This window comes from Bartonella sp. HY038 (assembly GCF_014117425.1).
Lineage (GTDB): Bacteria > Pseudomonadota > Alphaproteobacteria > Rhizobiales > Rhizobiaceae > HY038.
This window is the reverse complement of sequence record NZ_CP059725.1, coordinates 3,050,001-3,069,345: the sequence shown is the minus strand read 5'-3', so window position 1 is coordinate 3,069,345 and position 19,345 is coordinate 3,050,001. Positions and strand designations below refer to the sequence as shown.

Here is a 19,345-nt window from a genome sequence, read left to right as displayed (position 1 = left end):
AAATTAATTGATTGCACAGGTTTTATAATTGGTGTCTTTACATCGTTTGACGGCAATTTTTACCTTGTCAATTTGCTCAGCTGATAATTTTTTGGCAAATTTATTTTTTGCATCTAAAAATGTATTATCATTTGAAGCAGCTAAACTTGCCCACATATAGGCTATTTCATAATCTTTTTTTACGCCCCAACTATTAAAATACATGTTACTGATATTATTTTGTCCATAGGCATTCCCTTGGATTGCAGCTTGATAATATAATTTTACAGCTTCCCCATAATCTTTTTTGACCCCTAAACCTCTTTCATACATGATGCCTAACATAACTTGCGCACCAGTGCTGCCTTGGGCTGCGACCAAGCGGTAAAGGTTCAAAGCTTCATTATAATTTTTTTTAACGCCTAATCCTTCTAGATACATACCAGCAAGGTTATACTGCCCCAAAATATTTTTTTGCACTGCAGCTTTGTGATACCAGTGGACTGCTTCTCCATAATTTTTTTTGACACCAATGCCATCTTTATAAAGATCACCTATGTTTGCTTGCGCAAAACCATGGCCTTGACCGGCAGCTATGCGAAACCAATTCATTGCTTGTTTAGCGTCTTGTTTGACACCCAATCCAGCTTGGTACAAAAGGCCAAGATTATTTTGTGCATCGGCATTATCTTGGATTGCAGCTTTGCGATACCATCTTGCTGCCTCCCTATAGTTTTGCTTAACACCTTCGCCTTTTTCATATGCAATGCCCAAATTCAAATATGCCACGATATTGCTTTGTCTAGCGGCTTGCTCATACCAATATAGTGCCAGATCATAATTTTGTTTATCGCCAAGACCGCGTTTATATAATGAGGCTAAGTTTAGTTGCGCATTTACTTGTTTTTGCTCAGCGGCGTTTGAGTACCAACGCATGGCCTTTTGATAATCTTGCTTGGTACCCTTACCCATCTCATATAATAAGCCTAAATTCAACTGAGCATCTTTGTCACCTTGTTCCGCCGCTTGGCCATATAATTTAAAAGCTTCAACATCATTTTTGGGTACACCCAAGCCATCTTGGTACATGGTCGCCAAATAATATTGCGCTATTTTATCGCCTTGCTTGGCTGCTAATTCAAACCAGCTTTTTGCCTCTTTATAATCCTGTCTCACACCTTGACCGTTTAAATATAAATATCCCAAATTAATTTGGGCATTTATGTTGTTTTGCTTGGCTGCTTTTAAATACCATTTTATTGCTTCTTCATAATTTTGCTTGGTGCCGCGACCATCATCATACATGCGCCCAAGAGCATTTTGTGCCTTGGCATGGCCGCTTTCTGCTGATTTTCTCAGCCATTTTAAAGCCTCACTATAGTTTTGTTTGGTGCCTTTACCGCTTTTATATTGCATTCCTAAAAGATATTGTGCATCAATATGGCCTTGGTTGGCAGCTTTTTGATACCATTTTTTTGCTTCAACAAAATTTCGATCCGTGCACCATCCATCACTATAAACATTGCCAAGTGCATATTGAGCAATAACTAAATTTTGTTCGGCAGCCTTACCATACCATTTTAACACTTCATCGCATTTTTGAATGAGATCAGTGCGATTATCATAAATGCTTGCAAGGTCAAATTGTGCCTTCGCATCGCCTCGCTCTGCTTCAATGCGAAGTTTTTTTATAAGCTCATGCCTTTGATTGGACTGATGACATTGCTCTTGGCAATTATCGCGGGGCGTTTGTGCCACTGCAATATTATATAAAGAAAGCAATAGGCCTGTTGTAAAAAGCGCCTTTTTGGCAAAATTAATATCTAACGCCCAACCTTTAATCATCAAATAGCCCCAATCAAATAAATATTAAAAATATTTATACAAATTTCTATAATAGACTGTCATTTCAAATATGGATATTTGATGGAAATACACGAATAAATTTACATTATTACATAATGATTTTGGTCGTGCATCTTTATGGATACACTTTTAAAAAGCTAAAATATAAGTTATAGAGATGTCCAAGCATTTTAGAACGCGTTTTTTTATTGTCAAAGCAATGTCGTGCTCTAAATTCTTTATTTTGGCGCATTGTCCAAACGCAAAAGTTAAAACAACCTTTGCTGGAAATGCTTTAATTATCTTTGAAAGCGTATCTATGCGATTTTTATTTTTGGGCGACATGGTGGGGCGGTGTGGTCGCACTGCTGTTTATGAGCGCCTTCCTGGTTTAATTTCAGATTATAAGCTCGATTTTGTTGTCGTAAATGGCGAAAATGCCGCCTCTGGTTTTGGTATTACCGAAAAAATTTACCTCGAAACCCTTGAAGCGGGTGCCGATGTGGTCACAACCGGCAATCATGCTTTTGACCAAAAGGAAACCCTTGTTTACGCCAATCGCTCGGAGCGATTTTTGCGCCCAGCTAATTATCCACGCGGTACAGCTGGCAAAGGTTCAGGCCTATTCATTGCCAAAAATGGCGCACGCGTATTGGTTTCCAATGTTATGGGCCGCGTTTTCATGCATCCAGAACTTGACGATCCTTTTAAATCAGCTGAAGAAATTGTTTCCGCTTGCCCGCTTGGCGAACAGGCTGATGCTATTATTTTTGACTTCCATGCCGAAGTAACCAGCGAAAAACAATGTTTTGGTCATTTTCTTGATGGGCGTGCCAGCGTTGTTGTTGGTACTCATACTCATGTGCCAACCGCTGATATGCAAATTTTAAATGGCGGCACTGCCTATATGTCGGATGCTGGTATGTGCGGCGATTATGACTCGTCGCTTGGTATGGATAAGGAAGAACCGTTAAACCGCTTTTTAACCAAATTGCCGCGTGGGCGCTATGAGCCTGCCTCTGGTCCTGCAACGATTTGCGGTTTAGCCGTTGAAATATCTGACCGCACTGGTTTAGCAGAAAAAATCGCTGCCGTGCGCATTGGCCCACGTTTGCAAGAATCCTTGCCCGATTTTTGGTAAATTCTAGGATCAAGACCCATTAATTCTACTCTTCATCACCAATGATGTGATGAAGAGTGGAACATATTTATAAAACAACGATCTGTTGCTTGCCTTCTACCACTTCACCAATGATACTAGCGCGCTCATAACCGTTAGACAAAGCCAATGCCATAACATCCTTGGCATTTTCAGGAGCTACAGCAACCAACAGACCGCCAGAGGTTTGCGGGTCTGTGAGCAGCGCTTTTTGATGATCGCTCAAGGCTTTTTCAAAACGGATAGCATCGCCATAACTATCAAAATTGCGCTTTGATGCGCCGGTAATATAGCCTTCACCTGCAAGCTTTAACGCATCGCTTAAAAAGGGTAGCCTATCAAAGTGCAAACGCAATTCAAGGTTAGAGCCACGTGCCATCTCAAGAGCATGACCAAGAATACCAAAGCCGGTCACATCGGTCATTGCATGCACGCTATCCATTTTTGCAAGCTCCATACCAATTATATTAAGCTTGGTCATGGATGCGACCATCTCATTATAATTGCCATCACTCAACGCACCTTTTTTAAAGGCTGCCGAATAAATGCCAACCCCTAAGCCCTTTAATAAAAGCAATGTGTCGCAAGCTTTAGCCGTATCATTGCGACGCAAGGTTTTAGGCGTTGCACTACCAATCACGGCAAGCCCATAAACTGGCTCTGGACAATCAATAGAGTGGCCACCTGCAACAGCAATACCAGCTTCTGCGGCGATTTCTTGCCCGCCTTGCAAAATCTTGGCAATTATATCAGGCGATAATTTATCAATTGGCATGCCAAGGATAGCAAGCGCCATGAGTGGTCGCCCGCCCATGGCATAAATATCTGATATGGCATTGGCACCAGCAATGCGTCCAAACATAATGGGATCATCAACCATTGGCATGAAAAAATCAGTTGTCGCAATGATAAGATTATTGTCATCAAGCGCATAGACAGCCGCATCATCACTTGCTTCGTTGCCAAGCACAAGATCATTAAACGGCCCAAATTTGGGTTGATTGGTTAGCATTTTTTGTAAAACCGCCGGCGCCAATTTACAACCACAACCACCACCATGGGCAAGTTTGGTTAGGCTTACTGTTTGATTACTCATCACGCCGCTCCCATTTATAGCTAGATTTGACAAAGTTTTGGCGAATAAATGCAAAAGGCAATATATTTTACCATACATGATATTTGCTATTTTTGTTTAAAACATAGGCTCAATTTCACCTTATTAAAAGATGTAAATATTGATAAACGCATGAAAAATGACTTAAAATTATAGATTAACAACAAGTATTGAAAAAAATTGCTTTATTACAAGCATAAAATGATGTATGGAAGCACCCAAGCCAATATAATTCTTTTCTGGGATGAATTCGTTTATGAATCTTAAGCGGCGCTCGCCCTCTTTCTTTTAAGAAAAAAAAGCTGTATTGCGCTTATGTTCGAACGTTAACCGAATTAACGGTTATTTTCTCCAATCCCACGAACAAAAAGAAGAATTATCATATGAAATTGCGCAATATCGCGATTATCGCTCACGTTGACCATGGCAAAACTACACTGGTTGACGAGCTTTTAAAACAGTCCGGTGTGTTCCGTGACAATCAGCGCACAACAGAGCGTATGATGGACTCTAACGACATTGAACGGGAGCGCGGCATTACCATTCTTGCCAAGGCAACTTCCGTTGTTTGGAAAGATACCCGTATTAACATCGTTGATACGCCAGGCCACGCCGATTTTGGTGGTGAAGTTGAGCGTATTTTGAACATGGTTGACGGCGCTATCGTTCTTGTCGATGCTGCTGAAGGCCCAATGCCACAAACCAAATTTGTGGTTGGTAAAGCATTGAAAGTTGGCTTACGTCCTATCGTTGCTATTAATAAAATCGACCGTCCAGATGCGCGCGCAGAAGAAGTGATCAACGAAGTATTTGACCTTTTTGCAGCCCTTGACGCAACGGATGAACAGCTTGATTTCCCTGTTCTTTACGGTTCAGGCCGCGATGGTTGGATGGCTGAAAGTCCAGAAGGTCCAAAAGATGAAGGTCTTGGCCCATTATTTGACCTTGTTTTACGCCATGTTCCTGAACCCAACACTGGTGAAGGCCCATTCCGTATGATCGGTACGCTTTTGGAAGCAGATCCATTCCTTGGTCGTATTATCACTGGTCGTATCCATTCAGGCAGCATTAAGCCAAACCAAAACATCAAAGTTTTGTCACAAACTGGTGCACTTGTTGAAACTGGCCGTATTTCACGTATCCTTGCTTTCCGTGGTCTTGAGCGCCAACCAATTGAAGAAGGTGTTGCCGGCGATATCGTCGCAATTGCAGGTCTTCAAAAAGGTACGGTTGCAGATACGTTCTGTGATGCTGCTGTAACTGAGCCATTAACCGCACAGCCAATCGATCCACCAACTGTTACTATGAGCTTTATCGTTAATGATAGTCCGCTTGCTGGTACTGAAGGTGACAAGGTAACGAGCCGTGTTATTCGTGACCGCTTGCTTAAAGAAGCAGAAGGCAATGTTGCGTTAAAGATTGAAGAATCCAACGATAAGGATTCTTTCTATGTTTCAGGACGCGGCGAATTGCAGCTTGCTGTTTTGATTGAAAACATGCGCCGTGAAGGTTTTGAGCTTAGCATTTCGCGTCCACGCGTTGTTATGCAAGAAGACGAAAATGGCAATGTTCTTGAGCCAATCGAAGAAGTTGTTATCGACGTTGATGAAGAATATTCAGGCACTGTTGTGCAAAAAATGTCTGAACGCAAAGCCGAAATGGTTGAATTGCGCCCATCGGGTGGTAATCGCGTTCGTATGGTATTTTATGCACCAACACGCGGGCTTATCGGCTATCAATCAGAGCTTTTAACCGATACACGCGGTACGGCGATTATGAACCGTTTGTTCCATGATTATCAACCATTTAAGGGTGATATTTCTGGTCGTAATAATGGCGTTCTCATCTCCAATGATAATGGTGAATCGGTTGCCTATGCACTGTTCAACCTTGAAGATCGCGGCCCTATGGTTATTGATGCAGGCGTAAAAGTCTATCAAGGCATGATCATCGGTATCCACTCGCGCGACAATGATTTGGAAGTTAATGTCCTTAAGGGCAAAAAACTTACCAATATTCGTGCAGCTGGTAAAGATGAAGCTGTTAAGCTTACACCACCAATCCGTATGACGCTAGAACGCGCTTTATCATGGATTCAAGATGATGAATTGGTTGAGGTAACACCAAAATCTATTCGTTTGCGCAAGCTTTATCTTGATCCAAATGAACGCAAGCGTTTTGGCAAAAGCCGCGGATAAACTGATTAATAAGATTTAAAAGCGGGATTTATTTTCCGCTTTTTATTTTGCTTTTACATAAAATGAAAATTGATATTAGCGCTCCCTTAAAGGTACAAAATAACGAATTTGTGCATAAAAGATCACTGTTTTAACCCGTTTTAAAAAAATATATCCTTGCAAAAGGACTTTTCTTGGTTCAAAACACAGCTATTAAAAAATGTCATACCAACAAATATTGAGCCGTTACGGTTATCCATGGTACAATGAAAGGGCAATGAGATGAAGATTGATGCTATCTCTATTGGTAAAAATCCTCCTGAAGATGTGAATGTTATCATTGAGGTGCCAGTTGGTGGCCAACCAATAAAATACGAAATGGACAAAGAGTCAGGAGCACTTTTTGTTGACCGTTTCCTTTATACGCCAATGACCTATCCTGGCAATTATGGTTTTGTACCGCATACCTTATCAGAAGATGGCGATCCAATTGATGTGCTTGTGTGTAATACTCGGCCCTTAGTTCCCGGTTGTGTCATCAATGTACGCCCAATTGGCGCATTAATTATGGAAGATGATGGCGGCAAGGATGAAAAAATTATTGCTGTTCCAACTCCTAAAATGACCCAACGCTATGTTGATGTTCATGATTATTCCGATTTGCCTGAAATCTTTTTAAAGCAGATTGAACATTTCTTTGCCCATTATAAAGATCTAGAACCTAATAAATGGGTTAAAATTGAAGGTTGGCGTGATGAAGATTTTGCTCGTGAATTGGTTGTGCAAGCCATTGAACGCGCAAAAGCTGCAGGTAAATAATTTTTAGTCACCAATTTGTTTATAAAGCGGAGTGCCACAAGCGCTCTGCTTTTTTTATTGCCTTTGTGGGCATTCTAAAGATAAGGGATATAGGCGAGCTCAACTAAATGTATTCTGCTATGTTAATTAATATAGTACCTATGCCGCTAAAATATGGAGTAATTTTTTTTGCTTAAAATCACTTGGCCTAGTATTTGGTGTTGGGGGTAAAATGCATTTTTTACGGATTTTGGTTTTTTTGCCGTTTTTTATTTACTCGGGATTTTGTTACTCTGCTAAAAATGCTGATAATGAGGTTAAGAATAGACTTGTTGGTCAGTGCTGGAAGTATAAATATTTTACGAATGCGATAACTTTATACGAAAAGGACATTTGCTTTCACCAAGATGATATCCATATGGGTATTTACGAGTTTTATATGGGGGTTGGAATGGGTAGAGATATGGGCTGGGAAAATTGGTACACAAATGGCAACAAAATTTATTTGTTGGGGAGGTATGACGAAGACTTGGGCGAAGATCGTTGCCATGTAGAAATAAAAGATAATGTTCCGCAATTTTATAGTTGCACACCAGCAGCGAAGGAATGGTTGGAGGTGCCATGGGGAACAACAGTTATTCGCCAAAAAATCAAGTAAGCCAAAATAGAACAATAATTTCAAGTAACATCGCTTCTTAGGCTTGAGTTAGATAGGCTGTCCTAATTATCTATTTTTAACAGTTTTATTGTTTTATGGTAGTTATAATTTGTCTGAGCTTGATGTCTTTTATTTTAAAAGTGATCGATATTTTGACCGCGTGTTAAAGCTGCCAGTTTTTATCGTTATAAAGCCATTGTCAAAATTGTAGGGTTTGATTTTGCCTTGCCTGTATTTGCCTTATTATTTTGATAAGAACGTATGGCAAGATATTGATTTTAGGCGCTCTCTTGATCTTGCCATTGCCGCAAGGGATGAAATGACCTTTGGCGAAGGACCGCAGCACCAGATGTTTGAAACTTATGCTGATGCAGTAAGTGATATGGATGGCACAATTTGTGTTAAAGCTGCCGCTTACGCCAAACAGCAGGGTTGGGATGATCTTGAAGATGATTGGTTTATTCTTTGTGCTTTATAAGGCGGCGGTCAAGTTGATTTTCAATTTTGGGATTAGGGTTGCTTTATCTTTGCTGCAAATCGTAAAGACACCATAAAAGGCGATTTCAGCAGAACCCATGCGGCCATCGATTCATCTTGAATTGATTTTTAGGTTTATTCACATACTGTCTGGACCAAAAATCAAACCCTATTTTCAACCATTAGAGCGTTTTCCGAAAAGTGTGAAGCGGTTTTCGGGTAAAAAACGCGGTGCAAACAATGGATTAGAGCGCCGATCTGATTCAATCAGATCGAGGCGCGCTCTAAAAGTCAAGCCGCTCGTTGGTATTTAAGGTTTCTAAATAGCTTTTTGCTTGTTTATAGGCTGAGCGTTCTTGGGTTCTTTTTAAAAATGCTTGAATATGTGGACATTGGTCTGGAATTATAGAAGATAGCGCTTCTAACGCAAAACTCATTTGGATATCTGCAAAACTAAAATTGCCGGCAAAGTAATCATGTTTGGACAAATGATCCTCAACAAATGTGATGTGGTCATTTAATCGTGGTTGGCTAAAATTGGCTTTAATACCTGTTGTGATGATATTAACAATTGGGCGAATTATAAATGGAACCTTTTCGCTGACCTTATTCATAACAAATTGAAACATTAATAAAGGCATTAATGAACCTTCAGCATAATGCATCCAATATAAATATTGAAAAACATCTATATCTTTTTGTGGTTTGAACTGATGCTGTTGATCATATTTATTTTGAAGATATTCCAAAATGACCGCAGACTCAGCAATGACATTATCATTATCTTGTAGAATTGGCGCTTTGCCTAAAGGGTGAATCTTTTTCAATTCAGCCGGAGCCGAAAATGTAAGGGATCTTTTGTAATACTTGATTTCATAGCTTTTCTGTAGTTCTTCAAGCGCCCAAATAATGCGAAAAGAGCGAGACCGTTCCAGATAATGTAATGTTAACATATTGCCCTCTTATAGAGTCTCCGGTAGCATTGATAGTATGCCTATATGTTTAAAAGATGTCATCCATACATGATCTGATTTCAATCGCTTAAATTGGTCTTGACAAAATATATTTTATCCAATATTCTAACAATCATTAGAATATTGGAATTTATATGGTAACGAAACATCAGATAGAACTTGCATCCCAAATGTTTAAGGCTCTTGCTGATCCGTTGCGGCTCAAGACCATTATGCTACTTGCGCAAGACGAGCGTAGTGTCGGAGAATTATCACAAATAGAAGGTGATAAAATTGGCACCGTATCGGCTCGTTTGAAAGTGCTTTTAAATGCACGTTTGGTGGAAAGACGCAAAGATGGCCAAAGGGTTATTTATTCCATTGCAGATCATCATATTCTTGCATTGGTCAGCAATGCGTTGGAACATGCTTGTGAACATCGGATTGATAATCAATTAACTGATAATACAGCAAATAAAGAGGAATTTATCATGAGTACTTGTAATCATCCCCAGCATGCCAATCACGATCATGAACATGGCGAAAATTGCGGTCATACTGCGGTAAAGCACGGCGATCACATTGATTTTTTGCATGATGGTCATTTACATCATCCCCATAATGGCCATGTTGATGAGCATGTGATTGAAGTAAGTCAAGAAAATCCAGATGGTTGCCATCCAATTGCTGATCATCTTGGCCATGATCATGCCCATGTTCATGGCCCAAATTGCGGTCATGAAGCTGTACCGCATGGCGATCATGTTGATTATTTGGTTGATGGCCGTTTACACCATCCTCATGGCGATCATTGTGATGATCATGGTCCATTGGAAGTTGTTTCAAAATAATCTAAAATTTTTGTGAGTGTTGGGGGGGTAAGCAATTATCCCCCAAATGCTTTATGCGGTTAAATAGTGCCGATTGTAATGTAACAATCGCAATAATTAATCTTCTTTTGGTGGCACCATAGCAATGGTAATCCAGTCGGCTGTCAATGCTGGCTTTTTACTATTTTCAATTTCAAGTGTTACATTATAATGGAAAACAATTCGTCCCGAGGGGCGAATTTCTGCATCGGAAACGACAAAACGTGCCCTAACTTTGCTGCCCGTTTTGACTGGTGCCATGAAGCGTACCTTGTCGAATCCATAATTGATGCCAAAAGTTTGGCCTTCGAGTTCCGGCAATGCTTCATAGGCTAGGGTAGATAACAGCGAAAGTGTCAAAAATCCGTGCGCAATTGTACCGCCAAAAGGTGTTTCTTTGGCTTTTTCAGGATCAGTGTGGATAAATTGATGGTCATCAGTTGCATCAGCAAATTGGTTGATCATATCCTGGCTAACAACACGCCAATCGGATAGGCCTACTTCTTGGCCAATTGATTGCGGAATATCCGCAACTGTTACTTTTTTTGCCATAATGGCCTCCATTCAATTACCCTTTATTCAACTGCGCTCTGGTTTGCTTCACCTTATTTAGAGCATTTTTGCAAAAATATACGTCTGTTGACGTAAAAATGCGATAAATAAACAAACTAGCGCACGCCACTGCCTGGATATAGGCTGAGGGTGTTCTAAGGTGCAGATTATCAATATCAGCGTTAAAACCCATTTACATAAATATGTGCGGCCCATGTGCTAAGTCTAGATCTGTGTGCAATCGCATAGCAGCTTTATGACAAAAAAAAAACTATTTTGGCTTTTTATATTAGCAATAATATGATTTACCGAGATTATTTTATCATTATCTGTTGATTTCGGCATTATGTGCTGATTTTGGTTAGTTAAGAAGCTGTAAAAAATGCTTTTTTTTTAAAAATGCATAAAGGCATAGATTAATTTATGCGAGAATTTATCACTAGAGTTTCTCATATTGTTTAGAAAAAATATAACTATATATTTGATTAACATAACCATGTCGTTATGATTACAATATTTTTTTTGACTTCTAATATTAAATTAGTTATAGAAATGAAAAATGGGAGACGAGGAGTATTCCATTTCATTTTAAGAAAATAAATGGCGGTGATTTCAAAACAGCTTTGCAGATAGGTTAAAGTTCAATACTTTAGTTGGTGCTGCCCATTGGTTGGAAATCGCAAAATGTATTTTTAAAAAAGCTTGCATCGGGGAGCTCTTTAGATAATGCAATAGGAGCAAATTATCGATTTTTTCAAAACATAAAATTGGTAAGCGCTTGGGTCTTATTGTTGGAGAAAGAGTGCGGCATCTTTTTTGAAAATTCTCTATAGTCATCAGGAGGAGACAAAATGGGCACATCAGTAAATAATTCCACACCTCAAACAAAGGAATCGCGCAAGGCTGCGGCGAGTGGTTGGATTGGGTCAACCCTTGAATATTATGACTTCTTTATTTACGCTATGGCGGCATCATTTGTATTTCCGACATTGTTCTTTCCCGCTGGCAATCAAACAATAGGTATCATTGCCTCTTTGGCGACTTATGGTGTTGGTTATGTCGCTCGGCCAATTGGTGCTATTGCGCTTGGTCATTGGGGTGATCGTCATGGCCGTAAAAGCGTGCTCATTCTATGTATGTTTCTAATGGGCATATCGACAATTGGCGTTGGTTTGCTGCCAACCTATGAACAAGTCGGTATTCTTGCTCCTATTCTTTTGGTGTTGTTGCGTCTCTTGCAAGGGTTTGCTGTTGCAGGCGAAATGTCGGGTGCGGGTTCGCTGATCCTTGAGCAAGCCCCACTTGGACGGCGCGGTTTTTACGGTAGCTTTGCCCAGCAAGGTATTAGCTTTGGCCAGCTCCTTGCTGCAGGTATTTTTATTCCTTTTGCTTACTTTTTACCTGATGAAGCGTTTATGTCGTGGGGATGGCGCGTGCCATTTTTGCTATCCATCATCGTCATCATTGCCGGCATTATGATCCGCCGCCATGTTAATGAAACAAAAACATTTACCAATGAAGTTAAGCAGGGCAAAAAGCCAAAAGCGCCAGTCATGCAGGCATTAAAATATCATTGGCGCGATATGCTTAAAGTCACTTTCATGTCGTTAAATAATATTGTGCCGGTTACCATTGCTGTTTTTGGCGCAACTTATGCAACGCAAGCTGCTTATGGTATTAATATAACCAAGGACGCATATCTTTGGGTTACACTTTTAGCCAATATTGTTGCTGTTATTGCAACGCCTTTCATGGGCATGGCATCGGATAAATTCGGCCGCCGCCCCGTTGCAATTATTGGTATTGTTGGCTCTGGCGCTATGTCTTATTTTTTCTTGAATGCGATCAGCCAAGGCGACCTTTTTACCGCAATCATTTATGCAATGGTTGGTTGGGGCTTTATCTATCAAGGTTTTAATGCGGTTTATCCTTGCTATTATCCTGAACTTTTCCCACCTGAAGTACGTGTTTCAGCGGTTGCTATTGCCAATAATATTGGTGTGCCTGCTGCGTCTTTCATGGCATCGGTTTTTGTTTGGGTGGCTTCGCCCGGATCTGCAAATATTGCTTTAACAATTGGTCTATTTAGCTTTGGTATAACATGCCTATCTGGCTTTGCGGTTTTCGTTTCACGTGAAACCTATCGCCTTCGTGGTGAAGATCTTGGTAATCCTGATGCGCAGCCAGTTGATGGGGAAGAATATGAAAAAGCCCGCACTAGCTCTGTTTTACGTATCGTTAAACCAGCCTGATCGCTTAAAATCAAGCAAGCATTTCGATTAACCAAGTGAAATGCTTGCTTACAAAGCTCAATATTCAGTTTGAATCAGCATATGATTAAAAAATAACTTTTTTAAATATGGGAGAAATGGCATGAATAAAACAATTGGCAGTCTAGCCGATGCTGTCAAAAATATCCATGATGGCGCAACCGTAATGATTGGCGGATTTGGCGGTTCAGGTGCACCAATTGAACTTATTCATGCGTTGATTGATAAGGGCGCAAAAGACCTCACCGTTATCAATAATAATGCCGGCAATGGGCGCATTGGAATTGCCGCAATGATTGATGCTGGCATGGTCAAAAAAATGATTTGTTCTTTTCCGCGCTCGTCTGATCCGCGTGCCTTTACCGATGCTTATCTTGCGGGCAATATTGAACTTGAACTTGTACCACAAGGCACATTAGCTGAACGTATCAGAGCAGGGGGCGCAGGTATTCCTGCTTTTTATACACCTACAGCCTATGGCACGGAATTAAGTGAAGGCAAGCCAATTGCTGAGTTTGACGGTCGGTTTTATGTACAAGAACGTTGGCTAAAAGCTGATTTTGCACTGATTAAAGCAAAATTTGGTGATGAGCAGGGCAATCTTACCTATAATAAGGCCGCCCGCAATTTTAATCCGCTTATGTGTATGGCGGCGCAAAATACCATTGTTCAAGTATCCCAAATTGTAACTGCTGGCGAAATTGATCCTGAAGATGTGATAACACCGGGAATATTTGTCAATGCTGTTGTGGAAGTGCCCAATCCTCAACAGGAAGAAGAATTGATCAGAGCAGGAGTGGTATATCAATGAGCCTTAATGTTTTTGATGAAATTAAATTATCCAATGCGCAAATTGCATGGCGTGCCGCTCAAGATATTATGGATGGTGCTTATGTTAATCTTGGTATTGGCTTTCCTGAAATGGTGGCGCGGTATCAGCCAGCCGGTCGGCAAGCAATCTTCCACACCGAAAATGGTGTTTTAAACTTTGGTGAAGCGCCACCAAAGGGTAGTGAAGACTGGGATCTGATTAATGCTGGCAAAAAGGCCGTGACGCTAAAGCCGGGTGCTTCTTTCTTCCACCATGCCGATAGCTTTGCCATGGTGCGTGGCGGCCATCTTGATGTTGCTATTCTTGGTGCCTATCAGGTGGCACAAAATGGCGATCTTGCTAATTGGCGCGTTGGCAGCAAGGGCGTGCCGGCAGTTGGTGGTGCTATGGATCTTGTTCATGGTGCAAAGCAGGTTTTTGTTATTACCGAGCATGTTACTAAAAAGGGTGAGCCCAAATTGGTTGAAGCTTGCACCTTTCCGCTTACCGGTGTGCAATGTATTACCCGTATCTATACCAGCCACGCGGTTGTTGATGTGGTTGATGGTCATTTTGTTTTGCGTGAAAAACTAGCCAATATGTCGGTTGATGATTTACAAGCGATGACCGGTGCTAAGTTGCATCTTGATGGTGATGTTAAAGAATTAATTGTACCAGAGGTTGGGGAATAAAATGGGCGACGCTTTTATTTGTGATTATATTCGTACTCCTATTGGCCGTTTTGGTGGTGCTCTTGCCCCTATGCGCCCCGATGATCTTGGTGCGCTGGTGCTAAAAGCTTTGATGGAAAGACAAACCTCAATCGCCTTTGACGAAGTTGATGATGTTATTTTCGGTGGCGCCAATCAAGCAGGCGAGGATAACCGCAATATTGCCCGTCAGTCGCTTTTATTAGCTGGAATGCCAGTTAATGTCAGTGGCACAACAATGAACCGCCTTTGTGGTTCCGGTATGGATGCGATTATTGCGGCTTTCCGCGCGATTAAGTCGGGTGAAGCTGATCTTATCATTGCGGGCGGCGTTGAAAGCATGTCACGCGCGCCTTTTGTTTTGCCAAAGGCTGAATCAGCTTTTTCCCGTAAGGCGGAAATCCATGATACAACTATTGGTTGGCGTTTTGTCAATCCAGTGATGAAAGCGCAATATGGTGTGGATTCAATGCCGGAAACCGGCGATCATGTGGCGATTGACTATCATATCTCCCGCGAAGATCAGGATCACTTTGCCATGCGCAGCCAAGAAAAAGCAGCAATTGCTCAAAATAATGGTCGCCTTGCCAAGGAAATCATCGCAGTAAGTGTACCGCAGGGTAAAAAAGAACCGATCTTGGTAAGCAAAGATGAACATCCGCGTGCAACATCATTGGAAGCATTGGCCAAATTAAAAACCATTAATAAAATGGCAGGCGCTACAGTCACGGCAGGCAATGCGTCGGGCGTTAATGACGGTGCGGCAGCACTAATTATTGCATCAGAAGCTGCGATTAAAAAATATAATCTTAAACCATTAGTGCGCATTTTAGGCGGTGCTATGGCTGGCGTGCCACCGCGCATTATGGGCATTGGCCCAGCTCCTGCGACACAAAAATTATGTGCACGCTTAAATATCGCGCCGCAAGATTTTGATGTTATTGAGCTTAATGAGGCTTTTGCCAGCCAAGGCATTGCGGTGTTGCGTGAACTGGGTCTTGATGAAAAGGCTGATTACATTAATCCCAATGGTGGTGCTATCGCCCTTGGTCATCCGCTTGGCATGTCGGGCGCGCGCATTACTGGCACGGCTGCACTAGAATGTGCGCTTAACAATAAAAAGCTTGCTCTTGCCACCATGTGTATCGGGGTTGGCCAAGGCATCGCTATCGCGCTTGAAAAAGTGTAAATTTGTTTGCAATAAATAATGTTTAAAAATAATATTCTAGGCTAAGTTGTTTGCCAAAACTAAAACAGCTTAGCAATCCCACCTTTTGCAGGTTTTTAGGAGTGATGTGATGAAGACTTCCATAGCCACTGTATCCATTTCTGGAACCCTGCCGGAAAAATTGGCCGCTATTGCCAAAGCAGGTTTTGACGGGGTTGAAATATTTGAAAATGACTTTCTAACCTTTGATGGTAAGCCCGAAGATGTAGGCAATATGGTGCGCGATCATGGCTTGGCCATTACGCTCTTCCAGCCTTTTCGTGACTTTGAAGGCATGCCTGATCCTTATCGTCAACGTGCCTTTGATCGCGCTGAAAAAAAATTTGATATTATGCAGAAATTGGGTGCTGATATGCTATTGGTGTGCTCCAATCTTTCGGCTGTTTGTCTTGGTGGGATTGAACGCGCCGCCGATGATTTTCGTGAGCTTGGTGAACGAGCCAAACAAAGAGGCATAAAGATTGGTTTTGAAGCCTTGGCTTGGGGCAAGCATATTTATGACCACCGCGATGCGTGGAAAGTAGTGCAGCAAGCAGATCACCCTAATATTGGACTTATTCTTGATAGTTTTCATAGTTTGTCACGCGGTATTGATAGTCAAACGATAAAATCAATCGATAAAGATAAGCTATTTCTTGTGCAATTGGCGGACGCACCACTTTTGGATATGGATCTGCTTTATTGGAGCCGGCATTATAGAAATATGCCGGGTGAAGGTGATCTAGCGGTTAAAGATTTTACCGCTGCTATAACTGACATTGGCTATGATGGTTATTTTTCACTAGAAATATTTAATGATCGCTTTCGTGGCGGTTCACCATTTTTGATTGCTCATGATGGTCATCGTTCATTGCTTAATCTTGCCGATAGCGTACGGCGGCAAACCCATTCTAAAACGTTACATTTAAAAAAAATGCCGGCGCCTATTAAGGTAAATGGTATTGATTTTATTGAGTTTTCAACCGACAACAAACAAGCTAGTGCGCTTTTTTCATTGCTTGCCCAATTAGGCTTTAAAAAGAGCGGCCAACACAAAACCAAAAATGTTGATTTATTCACCCAAGGCGATATCCGCCTCATCGTTAATCGCGATGAAAATGGATTTTCTAATTTATCTTTTGTGATGCATGGCACTATGGCCTATGCTGTTGCCTTAAATGTTGATGACGCAGAGGCGGCGTTCAAACGCGCTGTTGCATTGGATAGTGTGCCATTTGAACAAGCCGTACCTGACGGGCAGACCAAAATTCCAGCTATTCGCGGTGTTGGCGGTGGCATTATCTATTTCATTGATGATAAATCCGGACTGAAAGACTTCGCAATCAATGATTTTGAACCTGTGGTGAGTGATAATAAGGTTGCTACGGCCAGAACAAGTTCAAAAGATGCAGAGATAATTGATGCAAATTTAATTGATGCTGGGCTCTTGCATATCGACCATATTGCGCAAACGGTTGATTTTGATGAGATGCTGAGTTGGGTATTGTTCTATACATCCATCTTTGATGTGCAAAAAACGCCCGCCGTCGATATTATTGATCCATCAGGTATTATTCGCAGCCAAGTCATAGCCAATGAGGCAGGGAGTTTGCGTATTACCCTTAATGGTGCAGAAAACCGCCATACTTTAGCGGGGCATTTTATTGCCGATAAATTTGGCGCAGGTATTCAGCATATTGCTTTTTTAACCGATGATATTTTTAAAACGGCAAAAACTTTACGCCACAATGGTTTCAAGACATTGAAAATATCGCCTAATTATTTTGATGATGTTGAAGCACGATTTGGTCTTGATGAGGCTTTTTGCCAAAAATTGCGTGAAAATCATATATTGTTTGATAGCGATGAAAACGGCGATTATTTTCAGCTTTATAGTGAAACTTATGGCGAGGGTTTCTTTTTTGAAGTTGTGCAACGCCAAGCTAAAGGTGAAAACAGTAAAAAGCCTTATGATGGCTATGGCGCAGCTAATGCAATTTTTAGAATTTCTGCCCAGAAAAAGCAGATTACTCCGCGTGGGATGCCAAAAATTACCGCTTCGCCAAAGGATTAAATCATTTTTAAAAAGTAAGTTGATCCTTTGCGCTAAATTATCATCTGAGAATTTCAAATACCTTGTGTCATAGATTTGTAATCCTAGTCAATTAAACTTGCTCCAAATATAGTTTTCATAATATAGCTCTTATATTCAAATCCAATGTATTTTTACTACTTTAATGTTTTATTGTGAAGACTATTCCATTTAATTGTACAAACGGGGTGTTTGATGAAAATATTAAAGCAATTCAAAACAATTGGTATTTTAGCTTTAGGGCTTGCGGCATTAGCAGGGATTAATTCTTCATCGGCTGAAAAATTTACTATCGGAGTTATTTCTGATACGCAAAATTATAATGATATAACCATGGCACAGCCACGCGGTGTCAATACATTTATTCAACAAATGCAATATATTGCTGACCAAAAGCAGGAAAAGAATATTGTTTTTGTTAGCCATATTGGTGATGTCGTTCAACATGGTGATGGGCAATTCCGCACCGGCATTGTTGGCCAATATACCTATTGGGATACCAGAAGCGAATGGGATTATGCGAATATTGGCATATCCGTTCTTTCAGAAAGTGGCATCCCCTTTTCAATTGTCCCAGGTAATCATGATTATGATAATTACTCTTGGTATGATGGTTTTAATAGTCCAGGTAAAAACCGTCCACTAAAACTGGGTTCCGTCTTTAATCTTTATTTTGGCCCGCAATCGCGCCACTTTGTTGGTAAGGACTGGTATGGTGGTGCTTATGGCGGCGGTCTTAATAGCTTTCAGATTTTTGAAGCTGCTGGCAAGAAAATGCTGCATATAGGCTTGGAGCAAGAGCCAAGCGCCCGCGTTTTGGATTGGGCACAAAGGGTGGTTGATACTAATCCCGATATGCCGATTATTGTCACTACTCATGAATGGATAGAACCGAATTTCAAAGGTAAAACAGATCGTTCTAATAATTATAAGAATTATTTTGAAGGAACAGACCACTTACCGCCGGATGAAATTTGGGATCAGTTCATTCGTAAGAATTCCCGCATTTTTATGGTGCTATCGGGTCACCATTATACACCACCAGTAGCAGGTGTTTCCAATGGTCAGAATATGCGCGTTGATAAAAATGAAGCTGGTTTTCCTGTTTATCAATTAGTACAGGACTATCAAGGCAATACCGTAGGCCTTGATGGTAAGCCTGAAACCGCTAATGGCGGTGCGGGTTGGATGCGCTTTATTGAATTTGATACTAAAAGGCAAAAAATCCATTTTTATACTTATTCAACTCTTTTGAATAAATATGCTGGTCGCGATGGTGAACATACATTTGGTCAAGATCCAAGCTTTTCAGATTTCGAGATTGATTTTCCACCGCAACTTGCTGATCCAATAAAATTGAAACGCGAATTTTAAAAAGCGCACTAATCTTTATAACAACCTATAAAAGGCTATTTCAATTATAGAAATAGCCTTTTTAATTTTAATGCATATTTAAAAAACTTATTTTTTCCGCGCAAAAGCACCTAAAAATGCAAGAAAAGCAAAAAAGAGTGACGCGATTGCATTCATGCCTGCCATAGAGATACCAAAAATTTGAAAGGCTGCGTCAGAGCAGGACACAGGGCGTGTTGCATTTAAGCGACTTAATAATGTTGATGCATCGCTGCCAATAGAAAGTTGTGAGCTTGAGCAATCGCTTGGTCCTTGCCAAAA

At 40.9% G+C, this 19,345-nt stretch carries 17 protein-coding genes (1 of these 17 running past the window's edge); 12 read left to right on the top strand and 5 right to left on the bottom strand.

The genetic code is table 11. The features are described 5' to 3' along the window. Positions 1-3: 3 nt before the first annotated feature. Complete coding sequence (locus H3299_RS13200; RefSeq protein ID WP_182418094.1) at positions 4-1,824, bottom strand: tetratricopeptide repeat protein; 1,821 nt, start codon at positions 1,822-1,824, stop codon at positions 4-6. A gap of 319 nt (positions 1,825-2,143) precedes the next feature. On the opposite strand from H3299_RS13200, the gene H3299_RS13195 reads away from it, so the two are divergent. Further along, entirely contained in the window at positions 2,144-2,965 is an 822-nt protein-coding gene (locus H3299_RS13195; protein WP_182418093.1) for a TIGR00282 family metallophosphoesterase, read from the top strand. 67 nt (positions 2,966-3,032) lie between these two features. Here H3299_RS13195 and selD read toward each other — a convergent pair whose 3' ends face one another. Next, entirely contained in the window at positions 3,033-4,079 is a 1,047-nt protein-coding gene (gene selD, locus H3299_RS13190; protein WP_182418092.1) for a selenide, water dikinase SelD, read from the bottom strand. Between the two features lie 401 nt (positions 4,080-4,480). On the opposite strand from selD, the gene typA reads away from it, so the two are divergent. From typA to H3299_RS13170, 4 genes are all read left to right on the top strand, one after another. After that, complete coding sequence (gene typA / locus H3299_RS13185; RefSeq protein ID WP_182418091.1) at positions 4,481-6,295, top strand: translational GTPase TypA; 1,815 nt, start codon at positions 4,481-4,483, stop codon at positions 6,293-6,295. 261 nt (positions 6,296-6,556) lie between these two features. Continuing rightward, complete coding sequence (gene ppa / locus H3299_RS13180) at positions 6,557-7,093, top strand: inorganic diphosphatase (protein ID WP_182418090.1); 537 nt, start codon at positions 6,557-6,559, stop codon at positions 7,091-7,093. Between the two features lie 211 nt (positions 7,094-7,304). Beyond that, a complete protein-coding gene (locus H3299_RS13175) occupies positions 7,305-7,730 on the top strand; it encodes a hypothetical protein (RefSeq protein WP_182418089.1) in 426 nt (141 codons plus the stop codon). A 220-nt stretch (positions 7,731-7,950) separates the two neighbouring features. Continuing rightward, on the top strand, positions 7,951-8,208 hold the full coding sequence (locus tag H3299_RS13170) for a hypothetical protein (RefSeq protein ID WP_182418088.1): 258 nt from the start codon (positions 7,951-7,953) through the stop codon (positions 8,206-8,208). A 283-nt stretch (positions 8,209-8,491) separates the two neighbouring features. On the opposite strand, the gene H3299_RS13165 is transcribed toward H3299_RS13170, so the two are convergent. Continuing rightward, on the bottom strand, positions 8,492-9,160 hold the full coding sequence (locus H3299_RS13165) for a glutathione S-transferase (protein WP_182418087.1): 669 nt from the start codon (positions 9,158-9,160) through the stop codon (positions 8,492-8,494). Positions 9,161-9,315: 155 nt separating this feature from the next. Here H3299_RS13165 and H3299_RS13160 point away from each other — a divergent pair, with 155 nt between their 5' ends. Next, the gene (locus H3299_RS13160; protein WP_210276110.1) at positions 9,316-10,011 is read left to right on the top strand and encodes a helix-turn-helix transcriptional regulator; all 696 of its coding nucleotides are present in this window, start codon (positions 9,316-9,318) and stop codon (positions 10,009-10,011) included. A 96-nt stretch (positions 10,012-10,107) separates the two neighbouring features. On the opposite strand, the gene H3299_RS13155 is transcribed toward H3299_RS13160, so the two are convergent. Then, positions 10,108-10,581, bottom strand: a complete 474-nt coding sequence (locus H3299_RS13155; protein WP_182418086.1) for a MaoC family dehydratase — start codon at positions 10,579-10,581, stop codon at positions 10,108-10,110. 851 nt (positions 10,582-11,432) lie between these two features. On the opposite strand from H3299_RS13155, the gene H3299_RS13150 reads away from it, so the two are divergent. The 6 genes from H3299_RS13150 (at position 11,433) to H3299_RS13125 (ending at position 19,045) form a co-directional block, all read left to right on the top strand. Next, complete coding sequence (locus H3299_RS13150) at positions 11,433-12,833, top strand: MFS transporter (RefSeq protein WP_182418085.1); 1,401 nt, start codon at positions 11,433-11,435, stop codon at positions 12,831-12,833. Positions 12,834-12,954: 121 nt separating this feature from the next. Then, on the top strand, positions 12,955-13,662 hold the full coding sequence (locus H3299_RS13145) for a 3-oxoacid CoA-transferase subunit A (RefSeq protein WP_182418084.1): 708 nt from the start codon (positions 12,955-12,957) through the stop codon (positions 13,660-13,662). After that, positions 13,659-14,354, top strand: a complete 696-nt coding sequence (locus H3299_RS13140) for a CoA transferase subunit B (RefSeq protein WP_182418083.1) — start codon at positions 13,659-13,661, stop codon at positions 14,352-14,354. The genes H3299_RS13145 and H3299_RS13140 overlap by 4 nt, the downstream gene beginning before the upstream one ends. A gap of 1 nt (position 14,355) precedes the next feature. Further along, positions 14,356-15,561 carry a 3-oxoadipyl-CoA thiolase gene (gene pcaF / locus H3299_RS13135; RefSeq protein WP_182418082.1) on the top strand — a complete coding sequence of 402 codons (1,206 nt, stop codon included), beginning with the start codon at positions 14,356-14,358 and terminating at the stop codon, positions 15,559-15,561. Between the two features lie 109 nt (positions 15,562-15,670). Then, positions 15,671-17,653: a bifunctional sugar phosphate isomerase/epimerase/4-hydroxyphenylpyruvate dioxygenase family protein gene (locus H3299_RS13130; RefSeq protein ID WP_182418081.1), complete on the top strand. Its 1,983-nt coding sequence runs from the start codon at positions 15,671-15,673 to the stop codon at positions 17,651-17,653. Between the two features lie 213 nt (positions 17,654-17,866). Continuing rightward, entirely contained in the window at positions 17,867-19,045 is a 1,179-nt protein-coding gene (locus tag H3299_RS13125) for a metallophosphoesterase (RefSeq protein WP_182418080.1), read from the top strand. Between the two features lie 87 nt (positions 19,046-19,132). Here H3299_RS13125 and H3299_RS13120 read toward each other — a convergent pair whose 3' ends face one another. Beyond that, a protein-coding gene (locus tag H3299_RS13120) for a disulfide bond formation protein B (RefSeq protein WP_182418079.1) crosses the window boundary here: on the bottom strand, positions 19,133-19,345 show its 3' portion. Its footprint extends 315 nt past the window's final position; only the last 213 of its 528 coding nucleotides appear in the window; its start codon lies beyond the right edge, outside the window — the gene reads right to left on this strand; the stop codon is at positions 19,133-19,135.